Annotated in this window: 14 protein-coding genes; 10 read left to right on the forward strand and 4 right to left on the reverse strand. The window is 63.2% G+C overall.

Annotated features, from left to right (window positions below; translation table 11 throughout):
* The first annotated feature begins 13 nt into the window (after nt 1–13).
* From ACTHNE_RS00110 to ACTHNE_RS00125, 4 genes are read left to right on the forward strand one after another with little or no spacing between them, the layout of a single operon-like run.
* Entirely contained in the window at nt 14–709 is a 696-nt protein-coding gene (locus ACTHNE_RS00110; RefSeq protein ID WP_440268255.1) for an ABC transporter ATP-binding protein, read from the forward strand.
* The gene (locus ACTHNE_RS00115; protein ID WP_440268256.1) at nt 706–1,791 is read left to right on the forward strand and encodes an HlyD family secretion protein; all 1,086 of its coding nucleotides are present in this window, start codon (nt 706–708) and stop codon (nt 1,789–1,791) included. The genes ACTHNE_RS00110 and ACTHNE_RS00115 overlap by 4 nt, the downstream gene beginning before the upstream one ends.
* 55 nt (nt 1,792–1,846) lie before the next feature.
* A complete protein-coding gene (locus ACTHNE_RS00120) occupies nt 1,847–3,310 on the forward strand; it encodes an efflux transporter outer membrane subunit (RefSeq protein WP_440268257.1) in 1,464 nt (487 codons plus the stop codon).
* Nucleotides 3,307–4,449 (forward strand): ABC transporter permease, encoded by a 1,143-nt coding sequence (locus ACTHNE_RS00125; protein ID WP_440268258.1) that lies wholly within the window; start codon nt 3,307–3,309, stop codon nt 4,447–4,449. The genes ACTHNE_RS00120 and ACTHNE_RS00125 overlap by 4 nt, the downstream gene beginning before the upstream one ends.
* Before the next feature lie 55 nt (nt 4,450–4,504).
* On the opposite strand, the gene ACTHNE_RS00130 is transcribed toward ACTHNE_RS00125, so the two are convergent.
* Nucleotides 4,505–5,308 carry a hypothetical protein gene (locus ACTHNE_RS00130; RefSeq protein ID WP_440268259.1) on the reverse strand — a complete coding sequence of 268 codons (804 nt, stop codon included), beginning with the start codon at nt 5,306–5,308 and terminating at the stop codon, nt 4,505–4,507.
* Entirely contained in the window at nt 5,286–5,501 is a 216-nt protein-coding gene (locus tag ACTHNE_RS00135; protein WP_324945184.1) for a ribbon-helix-helix protein, CopG family, read from the reverse strand. The genes ACTHNE_RS00130 and ACTHNE_RS00135 overlap by 23 nt, the downstream gene beginning before the upstream one ends.
* Before the next feature lie 113 nt (nt 5,502–5,614).
* Here ACTHNE_RS00135 and hyfB point away from each other — a divergent pair, with 113 nt between their 5' ends.
* The 6 genes from hyfB to ACTHNE_RS00165 are packed head-to-tail and all read left to right on the forward strand — an operon-like array spanning nt 5,615 to nt 12,777.
* Entirely contained in the window at nt 5,615–7,630 is a 2,016-nt protein-coding gene (hyfB, locus tag ACTHNE_RS00140; protein ID WP_324945187.1) for a hydrogenase 4 subunit B, read from the forward strand.
* A complete protein-coding gene (locus tag ACTHNE_RS00145; RefSeq protein WP_440268260.1) occupies nt 7,627–8,580 on the forward strand; it encodes a respiratory chain complex I subunit 1 family protein in 954 nt (317 codons plus the stop codon). The genes hyfB and ACTHNE_RS00145 overlap by 4 nt, the downstream gene beginning before the upstream one ends.
* Nucleotides 8,581–8,583: 3 nt before the next feature.
* Entirely contained in the window at nt 8,584–9,249 is a 666-nt protein-coding gene (locus tag ACTHNE_RS00150; protein ID WP_324945192.1) for a formate hydrogenlyase, read from the forward strand.
* 1 nt (nt 9,250) lies between these two features.
* Nucleotides 9,251–10,705, forward strand: a complete 1,455-nt coding sequence (locus ACTHNE_RS00155) for a hydrogenase 4 subunit F (protein WP_324945196.1) — start codon at nt 9,251–9,253, stop codon at nt 10,703–10,705.
* A 4-nt stretch (nt 10,706–10,709) separates the two neighbouring features.
* Nucleotides 10,710–12,254, forward strand: coding sequence for a hydrogenase large subunit (locus ACTHNE_RS00160; protein ID WP_324945199.1), 1,545 nt, complete (start codon nt 10,710–10,712; stop codon nt 12,252–12,254).
* Nucleotides 12,255–12,261: 7 nt separating this feature from the next.
* The gene (locus tag ACTHNE_RS00165; protein ID WP_440268261.1) at nt 12,262–12,777 is read left to right on the forward strand and encodes an NADH-quinone oxidoreductase subunit B family protein; all 516 of its coding nucleotides are present in this window, start codon (nt 12,262–12,264) and stop codon (nt 12,775–12,777) included.
* 45 nt (nt 12,778–12,822) lie between these two features.
* On the opposite strand, the gene ftsH is transcribed toward ACTHNE_RS00165, so the two are convergent.
* Both ftsH and ACTHNE_RS00175 read right to left on the reverse strand, forming a co-directional pair.
* The gene (gene ftsH, locus ACTHNE_RS00170) at nt 12,823–14,685 is read right to left on the reverse strand and encodes an ATP-dependent zinc metalloprotease FtsH (protein WP_324941847.1); all 1,863 of its coding nucleotides are present in this window, start codon (nt 14,683–14,685) and stop codon (nt 12,823–12,825) included.
* 3 nt (nt 14,686–14,688) lie between these two features.
* The gene (locus ACTHNE_RS00175; RefSeq protein WP_324941851.1) at nt 14,689–15,222 is read right to left on the reverse strand and encodes a flavodoxin family protein; all 534 of its coding nucleotides are present in this window, start codon (nt 15,220–15,222) and stop codon (nt 14,689–14,691) included.
* Nucleotides 15,223–15,347: the final 125 nt, after the last annotated feature.

Raw genomic sequence — 15,347 nt, forward strand, 5'->3', positions numbered from 1 at the left:
CTACAGTACCGGCATGGACGATATCGCCATTCATGCCACGGGCCTGACCAAATCCTTCGGCGAAGGCGCGGCGGTTACGGTCGCCGTGCGCGACGCGACCTTCCAGGCGCGCTACGGGGAGATCCTGTTCATCGTCGGGCCTTCCGGCAGCGGCAAAACGACACTGCTGAGCATGATCTCGGGCATCCTGCGGCCGAGCGCGGGCGCGGTGAGCGTGAAGGGCGCCGACCTGTGGCAGATGAGCGCCAATGAGCTGGCGGAGTTCCGGCTGCAGACCATCGGCTTCGTGTTCCAGGATTTTCACCTCTTCCCGCGCCTGAGTACGGCCGAGAACGTCGCCATCCCGCTGGTGTTGCGCCACCAGGACTGGGACGCGTCGGTGGCCAAGGGCGAGCAGGCGCTGGAGATTGTCGGCTTGAAGAACCGCGCCGCGCTGCCGCCGGTAAAACTCAGCGGCGGCGAGCAGCAGCGCGTGGCGATCGCCCGGGCGCTGGTGGGCGATCCGGAACTGCTCATTCTGGACGAACCCACCGCCTCGCTCGATGGCGATACCGGACGCATGATCCTGCAGTTCGTGCGCGAACACGTGCTCAATGCCCGGCGCTGCATTCTGATCGTCACGCACGACGCGCGCATCTTCGAATTTGCCGACCGCGTGATGCACATGGAAGACGGGCGCATCACCGACCACGCGAGCCCCAACTCATGAACACCAGGATCATCTTCGGCCTGGCCGGCTGCGGCTTGCTGTTCGCGCTGGTCAGCGCGTACATCTACGGCCGGCAGAAGCCGGCGCTGCCGCCAGTATTCACGCCACCGACCAATCCGTACGCCAGCGGCATCTATACCAACGGCATCGTGGAGAGCTACCAGGGCAGCGGCGAGAACATCGCTATCTATCCCGATGTATCCGGGCGCATCACGCAGATCCATGTGCGCGAGGGCGACCGGGTCAAGGCCGGCCAGCCGTTGGTATCGATCGACGATTCCGTGCAGCAGGCGCTGGCCGCGCAACAGCAACATCAGGCCGAAGCGGCGCTGGCGCAGCTGCAGGCGCTGCAAGCCGAGCCGCGCAAGGAAACGCTGGACGTGGCCGCCGCGCAGGTTGCGCAAGCGCAGGCCGGTGTGAAGACCGCCGGCGATGCCTATGAAAAGCAGCAGCATGCGTTTGGAATCGATCCGCGTTCGGTAAGCAAGGATGCGCTGGACAGCGCACGCGATGCCTTGCAAGTCGCGCAGGCGAACCTGGACTACGCGCGCCGGCAATACAGCCTGATCAAGGCGGGCGCGTGGACGTACGACATCCACAATCAGGAAGCGCAATACAACGCGCTGCAACAGGCTTACCGATCGTCCAGCGCGCTGTTGCAGAAATTCACCTTGCGCGCGCCGGCCGACGGCGTGGTGATGGCGATGAACGCGGCCATGGGCAGCTACGTGTCGCCGCAGGGCGCGTACGACACGTACACGCGGGGCTACGGTCCGGTGGTGGTGATGGGCGGGCCGCAGGATTACCTTTCGGTGCGCTGCTTCATCGACGAGATCCTGCTCACCCGGCTTCCTTCGGTGGAACACATCCGTGCGCAAATGTCCTTGCGCGGCACCGACGTGAAGATTCCGCTGGAATTCGTGCGCATCCAGCCGTACGTCACGCCGAAGATCCAGCTTTCCGATCAACGCACGGAACGGGTGGATCTGCGCGTGCTGCCGGTGATTTTTCGTTTCAAGACGCCGGGCAACGTGACGATTTATCCAGGGCAGCAGGTGGATGTGTATGTGGGCGAGAAGTAGCGCGCACACGGCCCGTAAAGGCTTGCCTCAAGTTGGCAAGGCAAGCCTGCCATGGATGTTCGTAACGCTGCTTGCCGCGTGCGCGGCCGGTCCCGATTTCAAGCGGCCCGCGGTGCCCGCCGATGCCAGCTATCTGCCGCGCGGCGATCTTCCCGAATACGTGACCGCCGTCGCCCAGACGCAGCACTTCCGCGAGGGCGCCGACGTCAGCGCAAGCTGGTGGCGCGCATTGCATTCGCCGGCGATCGACGCGCTGGTGTTGCAGTCCGTTGCCGGCAACCCCGATCTGCGCGCTGCCCAGGCCAGCCTGCAGGAAGCGCAGGACAATCTGCGCGCAGGGCAGGGCATCTTCTTTCCGCAACTCACCGCCGGCTTCGATGCGGCACGCCAGCGCGTTTCGCCCGCCGCGCAGGCCGGGCGCGGCGTTGGCGGCATCTTCAACCTGTTTACGCTGGGCGCGACGGTCAGCTACGCGCTCGACCTGTTCGGCGGCGAACGCCGTAGCGTGGAAGGCCTGCACGCTGCGGCGGATACCCAGCGCTACGTGATGCAGGGTACCTATCTGGCCTTGACCGGCAACGTGGTGAACACCGCACTGGCCCGCCAGGCGTATGCGGACGAAATCATGGCTGTGCATCAGCTCATTTCCTTGCAGACCCAGCAGCTCGATCTGGTGCAAACGCGTATCCGTGCCGGTACCGGGGTTTATAGCGAACTGCTCGGCCTGCGCAGTGCGCGTGCTTCGAACTTCGCACTGCTGGCGTCGCTGGAATTCAAGCGCGACCAGGCCGATCACCTGTTGCACCGCCTGCTCGGCAACACGCCCGGCGAAGCGCGTGTGCCGGAGCTGCATCTTGAAGACCTGCGGCTACCGGCCACGCTGCCGATCAGCCTGCCATCGGACCTGGTGCGGCAGCGGCCGGACATACTCGCGGCGGAAGGACGTTTGCATCGCGCCAGCGCCGACATCGGCGTGGCGACTGCAGCGTTGTTTCCATCCATCACGTTGGGCGGGGATTACGGTTCAGCCGCGCAGGACAGCAGCGATCTGGGCCAGGACAAAAACCGGTTCTGGAGCGAGCAGGCCTCTGTGCAGACGCCCATCTTCCAGGGCGGTACGCGCTGGTTCAATCGCAAGGCGGCGATCGATGCCTATCAGGTGTCGCTCGAGAATTATCGCAGCACCGTGCTCGCCGCGTTCGCGCAGGTGGCTGATGTGCTCAAAGCGTTGCAGCACGACGCGGAAGCCTTGCAAGCGAACGACGAAGCTCGCCGCGACGCCGCGCAGGCACTTGAGCTGGTGCAGGCCAACTATGCGGCCGGTCTGGCCGGCTACGTAGACGTGCTGGTTGCCGATACCCAGTACCGGCAGGCCGACATCGCCTATGTGCAGGCATTGGCGCAGCGTTACCAGGACACGGTCGCGCTATACGTGGCGCTGGGCGGCGGCTGGTGGCACCAAGCGAAACCCGATGCGCCGATCGCCAGCGCCTCGCAGCACAAGCAGGCACGGCCATGAAATATGCCGGCCTCTTCAAGCTTGCCTACAAATTGCTGGTGAACGATCGCGGCAAGTTTTACGCCTTGCTGCTCGGCATCACCTTCGCGGTGTTCCTGATGGTGGAGATGACTTCGCTGTTCGCCGGCATCCTGAATCGCTCGGCGTCCACCGTCACCAACGTGGGCGCGACGATCTGGATCATGGACCCGGCCGTGAACACCGTGGCCAGCAGCATTCCCATGCCCGATTACCTGCTCAATGCCGTACGCAGCATTCGCGGCGTGCACTACGCCGTGCCGCTGTACTCCGGCGGTGCGCAGGTCAAGCTCAAGGGCGGCGCGTACCAGGCGGTCACCGTGATGGGCCTGGACGATACCAGCCTGGTGGGGCGGCCGGCGCTGGAGCAGGGACATATCCAGGATATCTACGCCGAGAACGCATTCATCGTGGTGGACGATGCGGAGTTTTCAAAGCTGGGCAAACCGGCGATCGGCGCCGAATTCGAGCTCAACGACCATCGCGGCGTGGTGGTGGGCATTGCCAAGGTGAACGCGTTCGGCCTGTTCGGCATTCCCACGCTCTACACTACTTATCGGCGCGCCACCGAATACATTCCCAATCCGCGCTTCACCATTTCCTACATCCTGGCCGAGCCGACCGATGCCCAGGCCATTCCGGCGATCAAGCGCGAGGTGGCGGCGCTTGGTTATCTGGCGCTGACCAAGGACGAGTTCGACAAGCGCATCGCCGATTTCTACAAATACCAGACCGGCGTGGGCACCAACATCATGCTGATGACCATCATCAGTTTCATTGTGGGCCTGACCATTTCGGCGCAGACGTTCTACACCTTCGTGCTGGAGAACCTGGACAAGTTCGGCGCGCTCAAGGCGATCGGGGCCAAAGGCTACGAGCTGACCTACATGATCCTGTTCCAGGTGACCTTCACCAGCCTCACCGGCTACGGCCTGGGCACCGGCCTGTGTGCGCTGATGATCATGGTGGCACGCCTGCGCCTGCCCGATTACGCCGCGCTGATCACGGTGCCCAACCTGGGTCTGGCGCTGGGGATGGTGATGCTGATTGCGGCGGTGTCCAGCTATATCAGCATCCGCAAGGTGCTGAAGGTGGAGCCGTTCGATATCTTCCGCGGCTAGGAATGCTCTGATCTATGCCACGCACCCGGCATGATGCCCGCAATACCCACGCGCACTATTTGCGGCGTTTTTGCCGGCTCAGCGCATGAAAGCGCGATGGTGGCGCCAGATGTGCACGCACGGTCTCGAACAGCGGGCTGGCTTGTGATGGATGTTCGAGGTGACGTCCCACCGCCGCCGCCGCCAATTGGGCGACTTCCAGCGGGAGGGGCGCCGTGCTTTGCGGCCAGAATCCCAACTCCAGGGCAGCCAGTCGTGCCGCACTATCCAGATGCGGCAGCACCTCGCCATAGGCGGCGCGGCGCAGGTCGTTGTCCGCGGCGTTGCCAGGCGACGCGATGATGATGCGGCACGCCGCCTGGTTGGTGCTTTTCAAATACGCGCCGTACGCCGTCAAACAACCGGAAAACAGGGAGCGGTAGCGCAACGCATCCGATCCTGCGCTTTGTCCGGATGGATGCTCCACCACGGCGACCGCGAAGCGCAGCGGCAGTCGGCGGATGAGCGTGGCCAAGGTGCTTTCCGCTGCGTTCGGCTCGCGAACGGGAAGGCATAACTGGGGTGCCGCGTCGCGAAGCCAGGGCGCGATCGGCATGCGAAGGGACGCGTTGCTGTCATCGCCACGCAGCGACTGCAACATCGTCAGCGACTGCGTGAGCATGGACCATGCGGCCGACACGGTCGGCCAGCACAGGATCTCTACGTCGATGCGCTTGTCTTGCGCATCCACACGGTACTCGCCAAGAAACGCCACATGTTCGGGCCGTAGGCCGGCCATCGTCTGCAAAACATTGGGAGCGCTTTTCGCCGCCGAAGACGACGGTCGGCGTGTGGGTTTATCCGTTGCGGATACGGTCATTTCGTTTTTCCGGCAGGGCCTCGTCCTCGGCATGCCACGGGCGGCCGGAGGTGCGTTCGATGTACTCACGGATCAGTCGGCGGACGACCTGGGACGGTGTCGTGTCCTCGGCCGCGCACAGCCGTTCGAACACCGCCTTCTTGCGCGGGTCGATCAGGATCGTGAGGCGGGCGGTGCGATTTTCGATTGCCATAGGAGTATTCTCCAACTTACACATGAATCAATCTAGATGATAATTACATTATCATTGAACGCACATGCAGGGTGTTCATGATGTGGGCGACGCCATGACAGGGGATCGAACACGTGAGTGAGTGGGCCGCCGCGTCACCGACCGTGACCGCCGTACTCAGCCTGGTGACGGCCTGGCTATGCGTGGGCGGGCTGGGTTTGGTGCGCCCGAACAAGGTCGGCTGGATCGCCCACGTCTTGTTTCCATTGGGTGCCGTGATCGCACTGGGCGTTGCCGCGATCGGCGCCACGACGTGGCTGCCTGCGTTCGTGGCGCAGCAAGCGGTGTTGCCGCTCGGCCTGCCTGACTTGCCTTTTCATGTGCGGCTGGATGCGCTATCGGGATTTTTCCTGCTGCTGCTGGGTAGTGCCGGCACCGGCATTTCAATCTTCTCGGCGGGCTACTTCCGTGCGGGCGAGGGCACGGCACCGGGTCTGTTGTGTCTGCAGTACCACGTGTTTCTGGCCAGCATGGCGATGGTGATGCTGGCTGACGATGCGTACCTGTTCATGGTGGCCTGGGAAACCATGGCACTCAGCTCCTATTTCCTCGTCACTACGCAGCATCGCTTGCCCGAAATCCGCCGCGCCGGTTTTCTCTACTTGCTGATGGCGCATGTGGGCGCGCTCGGCATTCTGCTGTGCTTCGGCGTGCTGCACGGTGGCAGTTGGCAAATGACGTTCGATGCCATGCGTACTGCCACCCTCGCGCCGTTCTGGATGAGTATCGCGTTCCTGCTGGCTCTGTTCGGGTTTGGCGCCAAGGCGGGACTGGTGCCGCTGCACGTTTGGTTGCCCGAGGCGCACCCGGCGGCGCCATCGCCGGTGTCGGCGATGATGAGCGGTCTGATGCTCAAGACGGCGATCTACGGCCTGCTACGCGTGAGCCTGGACGTGCTGCCTGCCGGCCCCTGGTGGTGGGGTGTGCTCACGCTTGCGCTGGGCTTGGGCACGGCGCTCTACGGCGTCGTCTTTGCGGCGGTGCAGACCGACATGAAACGGCTGCTGGCGTATTCATCCATCGAAAACATCGGTCTGATCGTTGCTGGCATCGGCTTGGTCCTGATCTGTCGCAGCGTCGATATGCGTGTCCTGGCGGCGTTGGCGTTGGCTGCCGTACTGATCCACGCCCTCAACCATGCGCTCTTCAAAAGTCTGTTGTTCCTGGCGACCGGTTCGGTGATGCATGCCACCGGCGAACGCAGTCTAGGCAAGTTGGGTGGATTGATTCGACGCATGCCATGGGTCGCGGCGTTTGCCCTGGTCGGCTCGCTTGCGATTGCAGGGTTGCCGCCGCTCAACGGCTTTGTCTCCGAATGGCTGCTGCTGCAGGCCTTCCTGCAAACGCCCCATATACCGCATGCCTTCCTCAATATGATCGTTCCGCTGGGTGCGGCGGTCGTATCGTTGGCAGCGGCGCTGGCCGGCTATGTGATGGTCAAGTTCTATGGCGTGATTTTTCTTGGCCAGCATCGGGAAAGCACACTGGCCATGGCGCACGACGCCAGCGGTCTCGAACGAATCGGCTTGGCCTGGTTGGCGCTGGGCTGCGTTTTGATCGGCGCATTCCCCCAGGTCGCGTTGGATGTGGTTGGGCACGTCACGCAGCTTTTGCTGGGTGACACCGCGCAACGTGGATCGTCGTGGTGGTGGATCACGCCGGCGGCCACCCACCAGGCTTCCTACAGTGGCCTGTGGTTCTGGGTGGGATTGCTGGCCGTGACGGGCGCTACCTTTGTGTTCGTACGACGCTTTTATCGCGGCCGTGTCCGCCGCACGGCCGCGTGGGATTGTGGCTATCCCTGGCAGACACCGCGCATGCAGGATTCCGCGGAAGGTTTTGGTCAACCCATCCGTCATCTCTTTGGCCCGATCTTCAAGATCGAGCGCGAATTGCCGCGTCCTTCCGACGCCACGCCGCGGTATCGCATCCAGATCGAGGATCGCATCTGGCTCGCCTGCTACCAGCCCTTGGGCCGCGTGCTTCAACGCGTCACCGAAAGCCTCGCCGTGCTGCAAGGGGGACGCTTGGCGGTCTATCTGCTTTACAGCTTCCTTACCTTGATCGTCCTGCTGGTATGCGTCCTATGACGGCCGCCGTTTATCTCTGGCAAGTGGGCGTGTGCGCGGTGGCGATCGGCCTGGCGCCGTTATTCGCCGGCTGGGTCGCGCAGTGTCGGGCGAGGCTTCAGAATCGCTGCGCACCGCCGCTGTGGCAACCGTATCGCATGCTGCGAAAGCTGTTCCACAAGGAAGCTACGCTGGCTATCAATGCGTCCTGGCTTTTTCGTGCCGCGCCTTACGTCGTGTTCGCCGCCATGGTGCTGGCCGCCGGGATCATTCCGTCGCTGACGACGGAACTGCCAGTAGCGCGGGTCGCCGATGCGATTGCCTTGGTCGGTTTGTTTGCAACTGCGCGTGTCTTCATGGCATTGGCGGCGATGGATATCGGCACGGCCTTCGGCACCCTGGGCGCACGGCGCGAAATGATGATCGGGTTTCTCACCGAGCCCGCGCTGCTGATGGTGTTGTTCAACGCCTTTCTGATGGCGGGTACGACAGCGTTGCCGGGGATCGTGCAGAACACGCTGGCGCAGCCGCATGTGATGCTGCATCCCAGCCTGGCTTTCGCTGCCGTGGCGTTCGTGATGGTGCTGCTGGCGGAAAACGCACGATTGCCGATCGACAACCCGTCCACCCATCTGGAACTGACGATGATCCACGAGGCGATGGTGCTGGAGTATTCCGCACGCCATCTGGCGTTGATCGAGTGGGCCTCGTGGCTGAAGCTGTTCAACTATGCCTGCATCGGTTTCACGTTGTTCGTGCCCTGGGGCATCGCCACGCATGGTGTCAGCCTTGGTGGCATCGCGCTCGCCATGCTGCTACTGGTCGCCAAGTTGGGGGTGGCGGGCGCCGCCTTGGCGTTCTTCGAGACCACCTCGGCCAAGTTGCGCCTGTTTCGCGCGCCGGAGTTCCTCACGATGGCGTTTTTGCTGGCCGTGCTTGGCTTGCTCGTGCACCTGCTGCTGGAAGGGTGAGCCATGTCCGCACCGTCGCTTACGACCCAGGTACTGCAAACACTCGCCGGCGCGCTGCTGCTGATCGCCTTTGCGATGCTGGCCGAACGGCGAAGCCGTCGCCTGGTCACGCTGCTGATCTGGCAAGGCGCGGTGTTGGTGACCTCCACGCTGTTGGTCGCGGCAACCGCGCATCTTCCCCACCTGTTGTTTTCCGCGATGCTCACCTTGGTGCTGAAGGTCGGCGTGCTGCCGTGGATCCTGCTGCGCCTGATGCATCGACTGGGGATCGAGCGCGACAACGAGCCGCTGGTGAATGTGCCTACCTTGATGCTGGTCGGCCTGGCGCTGGTGATATTCGCCTTTGGCTTGGCGCAACCGATCACGGCGCTTGCCACGACGGTCATCCGGCAAACCTTGGGGATCGCATTGGCTGTGATTCTGCTCGCCTTGCTCATGATCCTCGCGCGCCGCAAAGCGTTTACCCAGGTGATTGGATTCCTGGCCTTGGAAAATGGCCTGTTCTTTGGAGCCATCAGCACCACCTACGGCATGCCGATGATCGTGGAACTGGGCATCGCGCTGGACGTGCTGGTTGGCGTCTTCATCTTCGGCGTGTTCTTTTTCCACATCCGGGAACAGTTCGACAGCCTGGACCTCCATCACCTCGAATCGCTCAAGGAGGACTGACGTGGAGATTGCACTCGTCGTGGGCTTTCCCCTGATCGGCGCTGCCTTGCTCGCCTTGCTCGGCGCGCAACGCCATGCCGCCGAGGTCAACGTTGCGATCAGCCTGGCGACCTTGCTGGCAGCGGCCGCGCTGGTCATGCGCGTGATCCGGGGCGGCGCGATGAGCGCGTTCGACGAGCAGTTCTTCATCGACCCGTTCAACGTGTTCCTGGTCGCGCTGACGGCGCTGGTCGGTTTCACCACCGCGGTGTTTTCGCGGCCCTACATGCGTATCGAAACGGCCCACGGGCGCCTGACGGCGGGGCGGCTTCGGCTTTACCACAGCATGTATCAGTTGTTCATGGCCGCCATGCTGGTGGCTCTGACGACCAACAACCTGGGGTTTCTCTGGGTGGCGATGGAAGCGGCCACGTTGTCGACCGTGTTGCTGGTGTCGCTGTATCGCACCCGCGCCAGCATCGAAGCGGCGTGGAAGTATTTCATTCTTTGTGGCGTCGGCATTGCCTTGGCCCTGTTTGGCACGATCCTGGTGTACGTCGCCGCCGAAGGAAAGCTCGGCGGCAACGGCATGACCGCGCTGTTGTGGACGCATCTCAATGCCGTCAAAGGCCAGCTGGAGCCGACGGTGATCGGCCTGGCCTTCGTATTTCTGTTGGTCGGCTACGGCACCAAGGTGGGATTGGCACCGCTGCACAACTGGCTGCCCGACGCGCATGCGGAAGGCCCCACGCCTGTTTCGGCCGTGCTGTCGGGGCTTCTCCTCAACGTGGCGCTCTATGCGGTCCTGCGCTGCAAGATCATCACCGACGGCGCACTGCATTCGGCGCTGCCCGGTCGCATGCTGATGGGTTTCGGCCTGCTCTCCACGGTGTGGGCGACGTTCTTTCTATGGCGCCAACGCGATATCAAGCGGTTGTTCGCGTACTCGTCCATCGAGCACATGGGCATCATGACGTTCGCCTTCGGCATGGGCGGTCCGGTCGCGAGCTTTGCGGGGCTCCTGCACATGACCGTACATTCGTTGACGAAATCGGCGATTTTTTTTGCGGCCGGACACGCCACCCAGGCCGCCGGCACACAGCGCATGGAGGGTATCCGCGGACTGCTCGCCATCCATCCCGGCGTGGGTTGGGGACTGATGCTCGGCACGCTGGCGATTCTCGGTATGCCACCCTTCGGCGTGTTTGCCAGCGAGTATCTGGTGCTGACGACGGCGATGCGTGATCACCCTTGGGCCACGCCGATCCTGCTCCTCGCGCTGGCGGTTGCGTTCGCGGCGATCTTCGGGCGCGTGCAACCGATGGTGTTCGGCGATACGCAGGCACCATCGCTACCGCATCCGCCGTCGCTGCTGCCGGTGTTCGTCCATCTACTGCTGGTGCTGGCGCTGGGGATCAGCATTCCCTCCGCACTCGCCGAGTGGTATCGCTTGGCTGCGCATTTGTTCGTGGAGTAACCGTATGCCGCTAGAGGTCATTGCGAGCCAAGGCACGCCATTACCCGCGAACGTGCCGGCGCGGCGGCTGATGGTGGATGCCCATCAATGGGCGGCCATTGCAGGACAGTTGCATGAGGCCGATGCATGCCTGCTTACGATGTGGGGCGCCGACGAACGGGATCGCAGCGGCTTGTTCCATGTGTTCGCGGCTTTTCTTTGGTCGAACCAGGTCGTGCTGCTCCAGCATGCGATGGCGGGCGATCATCCGGCTTATCCCTCGCTAGCGCGGTGGTTTCCGGTGGCGGTCCGTTTGCAACGCGCCATCTACGATCTGTTGGGCCTGGAAACCGACGAGGGTGATAAACGACCTTGGCTGCGTCATGACGGTTGGCCGGAAGATTGTTTCCCCTTGCGCAGGGATGTCAGTGCTGCCGCGACTTATCCCAATACGCCCCGGCCGTATCCGTTTGTACCCGTCAATGGCGAGGGCGTGCATGAAATTCCGGTTGGCCCGATTCACGCAGGCACCATCGAGCCGGGCCACTTCCGGTTTTCCGTAGTTGGGGAAAAGGTGCTGCGTCTGGAAGAGCGCCTGGGCTATGCCCACAAAGGTGTCGCCAAGCGTTTCGAAGCGTTGTCGCTGCAGGGAGGTCACCGGCTCGCAGCACGCGTCAGCGGCGACAGCGCGGTGGCTTTCTCATGGGCCTACTGTGCGGCTGCTGAGGCTCTCACTGGTACCGCGATATCGCCACGTACCGCTTATCTGCGCGCACTGGCGCTGGAGCGGGAGCGCATTGCCAACCACTTGGGCGATTTGGGAGCCCTCGGCAACGATGCCGGGCTTGCCTTCGGCCTGATGCAGTTTTCGGCGCTGAAGGAACGATTGCTGCGTCTCAATCAGGAAGTTTTCGATCAGCGTTACCTGATGAACTATGTCGTTCCGGGTGGTGTGAAGTCGGACGTGGGGCCGCGCTCGGTTCGCCTTTTGTTGGATGAGGCGGCGGCTATCGAACGCGATGTAGTGGCGCTGCGCACGATCTACGACGAACACGCAGGGCTGCAGGATCGCTTCAAGGATGCCGGGCAACTCACTCCATCGATTGCCAAAGCACAGGGGGCGCTCGGCCTGGTGGCGCGTGCCTCCGGCATCGAGCGAGACCTGCGCGTAAACATGCCGTGGGCGCCTTATGACGATCTGCATCCTGCCGGGATGCTGCGGATCGAGGGCGACGTCGCGGCGCGCGTCCAGGTGCGGTTCGATGAAATCGTGGAATCCCTGCGGCTCAGTCGACTTCTGCTGGAAAAACTGCCCCAGGGTTCGATATCGGCGGCGATCCGTGCGGTCAACGCAGAACGGATCGGCCTCGGTGTCATTGAAGGCTGGCGTGGACCGGTGATGGTGGCGCTCCAAGCGGAGGAGTCGTTCGCGATCCGCCGTTGTCACGTACATGACCCTTCCTGGCAGAACTGGCCGCTGATCGAGCATGCGATCAGCGGCAACATCGTGCCCGATTTTCCGCTTATCAATAAATCGTTCAACCTTTCCTACAGCGGCCACGACGGGTGAATCCATCATGCTCGATATCCTGAAGCGTATTCATCGCACCGGCATGCTCAGCGAGGCGTTGCCCGTTCACGACGGGCACGAAGTCCATGTCCGGCGTATTCACCAGCGGCTTCACCGTGTGTTCGGGCGCGCACTACGCATCCGCCATGTGGATGCCGGCTCCTGCAACGGTTGCGAACTGGAAATTCAGGCACTGGCCAATCCGTACTACAACCTCGAAGGTACGGGCATTGCCTTTGTGGCGAGTCCACGCCATGCCGACGTGCTGCTGGTGACAGGCCCGGTTTCCGTCAACATGGAAGAGGCGCTGAAACGGGCCTATGAGGTCATGCCCGATCCCAAATGGGTGATCGCCGTCGGGGATTGCGGCGCCTGCGGCGGGATTTTTGGCATCAGTTACGCGTCACGCGGGCGGGTGAGCAACGTGGTTCCAGTCGACGCAACGATACCGGGTTGCCCCCCCGCGCCCCTGGCGCTGCTGCATGGCTTGCTGCTTATCACGCGTCATCCAAGGCAGCCGTGACATCGCTGCATTAAAAACGCGATGCGGCACGAAAACCGATCGCGCTCATGTAATCTGCATCGGCACCTTCGTCGCCGGCGGCGAAGCTTCCTTGTCTTTCAGGAAACCTTGCAGCTGCTCACCCGACAAGGTCTCTTCCTTCAGCAGCGCGACAGCCGCCTGCTCGAGCACGTCGCGCTCCGCAGCAAGCATCGCGCGGGCACGCACGAATGCCTCGTCGACGAGTTCTCGCACGGCCTTGTCGATCGCCGCCGCGGTCTGCTCGCTGTAATGTCGCCGCCACCATTCCTCGGTACGCGTGCCGAGCACGCTGGGCGCCTCGTTTTCGTAACTGACCTGCCCGAGTTCCGGCACCATGCCGTAGGCCAGCACCATGCTGCGGGCAATCGAGGTCGCTTTGGCCAGATCGTCCGCCGCGCCGGTTGACAGCTCGCCCAGCGCCAGCACTTCGGCGGCGCGTCCGCCCAGCAGCACGGCCATCTTGTCGGCCAGTTCCGTGCGCGACATCAGGAAGCGGTCCTCGGTGGGGCGCTGGATGGTATAGCCCAACGCCGCGATGCCTCGCGGAATGATCGATACCTTTTGCACGCGGTCGGCGCCGGGAAGGGCGAGCGCGACCAGCGCGTGACCCAGTTCGTGATACGCCACCGTGCGCCGCTCCTTTGGATTGAGCAGCCGGCTTTTCTTTTCCAACCCGGCAATGACGCGTTCGATGGCGTCGGTGAGATCACGGTTTTCGATCGCCTCGGCGCTGCGCCGCGTGGCGAGCAAGGCCGCTTCGTTCACCAGGTTGGCCAGATCCGCGCCAGTGAAGCCGGCGGTCAGCGCGGCGACGTCTTCCAACGATACGGACGCGGCGAGTTTCACCTTGCGTGCATGCACGCCGAGTATCGCCAGCCGTCCAAACTTGTCGGGCCGGTCGACCAGCACCTGGCGATCGAAGCGGCCGGCACGCAGCAACGCCGGATCGAGTATTTCCGGACGATTGGTGGCGGCCAGCAAGACCACGCCGCTGCTTACGTCGAAACCGTCCAGTTCGGTGAGCAGCTGGTTGAGCGTTTGCTCCTTTTCGTCCTGGCCGCCGCTGACCGGCGAGATGCCGCGCGCGCGTCCCAGCGCATCCAGTTCGTCGATGAAGATGATGCACGGCGCATGCGCACGTGCCTGCTGGAACAGGTCGCGCACGCGCGCCGCGCCCACGCCGACGAACAGCTCCACGAATTCCGAGCCGCTGATGGAGAAGAACGGTACGCCCGCTTCACCCGCGACGGCGCGCGCAAGCAGCGTCTTGCCGGTGCCGGGCGGGCCCACCAGCAATACGCCTTTGGGTACGTGCGCACCCAGCCGGCCGTAGCCTTTGGGATCCTTGAGAAAGGCGATGATTTCCTTCAGCTCGTCCTTGGCTTCATCCACGCCGGCGACGTCCGCGAAGGTGGTGGAAATGGACCGCTCCATGAAGATCTTCGCCTTGCTCTTGCCGATGGCCAGCATGCCGTCCGCGCCGGTGGTCTTGATCACCCGCCGCGACATGAACACCCAGAACGCCACGATCAAGAGAAGCGGCAGCATCCAGGTGAAGAATTTTTCGAGCAGGCCCGGTGGAGGCTGCTGGCGGAACGTGACTTTGGCATCGGACAGTTCACGGGCGACATCCGGCGCCACGCGCTCGGTGATGAAGCGGTGCGGCTGGCCATCCTTGCCGGGCTTTTTATAGGTGCCTTCGAGGGTGGTGTCCGAGATGGTGACGTCGGCAATCTCGCCCGCCTTCAGGGCCGTTTCGAACTGACTGTAGGCGATGACATCGGTGCTGCTGCGTACGGTGAAATAATTGTCGAGCGTGATGATGATGGCCAACAGCGCCAAGGCATACCACACGCCGACGATGGCAGGCGGGCGCTGCAAGGCCATGGCTCAATGGCCATGCAGCGGCGCGGCATAGGGCGCCGGCGTTACGACGTCCCGCCAGCGTTCGGCATAGGAGAGCTTGGCCAGAAAGCGGTCGAGTTTCTGCAGGTGGCGCCGGTGCAAGAGATCGCTGCGGCGTACGGCCAGCGTGGCAACGGGTGCCTTGCCGGTCAGGTTGCGCATGTCGTCAAAAGCGGTTTTATAGCCGCGGCCGCCATACGTGCAGAAATAGGCGATGGCGGGCAGAGCATGCGCGGCATCGTGCAGGAAACGCCGCATCGGGCACGACGCATGGGCCGCCCATACCGGCGTGCCAAGCAGGACCAGGTCATAGTCCGCCAGATCGACATCCAGCGGATCGATCGGCGGCAGCACGCCGCGCGAGGCCTGCAGCAGCGAACGCATATATCCCACCATGCCTGCCCTGGATCGCTGTTCTTGCAGGGCCACCAAGTCCGCGTCCAATTCCTCGGCGAGCTCGCCGGCCAGCGCCCTGGTGGCGCCGGAACGGCTGAAATAGATGATCAGTTTGCGGCTCATGGCGGTCACGCCTTGCTAGGGATCGTGTCTGCATGCATCGTCTTCCCGCACGCGATCGCGCGGCTTGATTACCGTCAAGCGCGGCGAGATTCGCAGGAAATCATCATTTCGATGACCTGGATCAA

The sequence above is a fragment of the Dyella sp. genome (assembly GCF_051954575.1).
In the GTDB taxonomy this organism is placed as follows: Bacteria; Pseudomonadota; Gammaproteobacteria; order Xanthomonadales; family Rhodanobacteraceae; genus Dyella_B.

Excerpts from the sequence above, each read along its gene's own strand:
- ACTHNE_RS00110 (WP_440268255.1), top strand. The coding sequence starts at position 14 with ATGGACGATATCGCCATTCATGCCACGGGCCTGACCAAATCCTTCGGC.
- ACTHNE_RS00115 (WP_440268256.1), top strand. The coding sequence starts at position 706 with ATGAACACCAGGATCATCTTCGGCCTGGCCGGCTGCGGCTTGCTGTTC.
- ACTHNE_RS00120 (WP_440268257.1), top strand. The coding sequence starts at position 1,847 with ATGTTCGTAACGCTGCTTGCCGCGTGCGCGGCCGGTCCCGATTTCAAG.
- ACTHNE_RS00125 (WP_440268258.1), top strand. The coding sequence starts at position 3,307 with ATGAAATATGCCGGCCTCTTCAAGCTTGCCTACAAATTGCTGGTGAAC.
- ACTHNE_RS00130 (WP_440268259.1), bottom strand. The coding sequence starts at position 5,308 with ATGACCGTATCCGCAACGGATAAACCCACACGCCGACCGTCGTCTTCG.
- ACTHNE_RS00135 (WP_324945184.1), bottom strand. The coding sequence starts at position 5,501 with ATGGCAATCGAAAATCGCACCGCCCGCCTCACGATCCTGATCGACCCG.
- ACTHNE_RS00145 (WP_440268260.1), top strand. The coding sequence starts at position 7,627 with ATGACGGCCGCCGTTTATCTCTGGCAAGTGGGCGTGTGCGCGGTGGCG.
- ACTHNE_RS00150 (WP_324945192.1), top strand. The coding sequence starts at position 8,584 with ATGTCCGCACCGTCGCTTACGACCCAGGTACTGCAAACACTCGCCGGC.
- ACTHNE_RS00160 (WP_324945199.1), top strand. The coding sequence starts at position 10,710 with ATGCCGCTAGAGGTCATTGCGAGCCAAGGCACGCCATTACCCGCGAAC.
- ACTHNE_RS00165 (WP_440268261.1), top strand. The coding sequence starts at position 12,262 with ATGCTCGATATCCTGAAGCGTATTCATCGCACCGGCATGCTCAGCGAG.
- ftsH (WP_324941847.1), bottom strand. The coding sequence starts at position 14,685 with ATGGCCTTGCAGCGCCCGCCTGCCATCGTCGGCGTGTGGTATGCCTTG.
- ACTHNE_RS00175 (WP_324941851.1), bottom strand. The coding sequence starts at position 15,222 with ATGAGCCGCAAACTGATCATCTATTTCAGCCGTTCCGGCGCCACCAGG.